The organism is Micromonospora sicca (assembly GCF_003172935.1).
Taxonomy (GTDB): Bacteria; Actinomycetota; Actinomycetes; order Mycobacteriales; family Micromonosporaceae; genus Micromonospora; species Micromonospora sicca.
On record NZ_QGKS01000021.1, the window covers coordinates 1 to 807 of the forward strand.

General features: G+C 66.2%; 1 protein-coding gene. It reads left to right on the forward strand.

All coding sequences use genetic code 11. From position 1 onward, the window contains the following. Nucleotides 1-55: 55 nt before the first annotated feature. The coding region (locus tag DKT69_RS00125) for an HARBI1 family protein (RefSeq protein WP_109799581.1) at nucleotides 56-807 on the forward strand (752 nt) is incomplete at its 3' end.

Genomic DNA, 807 nt, shown 5'->3' on the forward strand with positions numbered 1-807 from the left:
CCCGGTATGAAGTGGTCCTCTCACAGATCAACTTCAGTAGGGGTCCTGCGTCGCCATGAGTGTCACATACACCGCCGAGCTGTCCGTGCGCGAGGAGACCGTGTTGTTCCTGTCCGGGCTCCTGCACGCTGAACGGCAGCGGCTCGGGACCCGTACCGGGACCCGGGCGCTGGGCTGCTTCAAGCAGGCGATCCTGGTGATCCGCTGGTTCCTCGACGGCACTCGGATCAAACAGTTGGCCCTCGACAACCAGGTCAGCTCGTCGACCGGCTACGACTACCTGCACGAGGGCATCCGGGTCCTCGCCGCCCACGCGCCGCGGCTGGAATCGGTGCTGCTGGCGGCGAAAGTGGCCGGCTACGCCCACGTGAACATCGACGGGACCCTGATCGAGACTGACCGGTGCCGCACACCTGGGCCGACACCAGGGGTGGACCTGTGGTGGTCCGGCAAACACGACAACCATGGTGGCAACGTGCAGGTCGTGACCGCTCCGGACGGGTGGCCGCTGTGGACCTCGCCGGTACGGCCCGGCCGGGAACACGACACGACCGCCCTGCGTGAACACGACATCCTGCCGCTGCTGGCCACCTGGACCAACGACGACCGGCGGGTGCTCGGCGACCTCGGCTACGAAGGCGAAGCCGACACGATCACGATCGCGTTCAAGAAGCCGAAGAACGGCGCCTGCACCGACGTGCAGCAGCAGTTCAACAGAGCCCACAACGGTGTCCGCGCCATCGGCGAACGCGGAAACTCCCTGCTCAAGACCACCTTCAAAGCGTTGCGCAACGTCAGCCTCTGCCC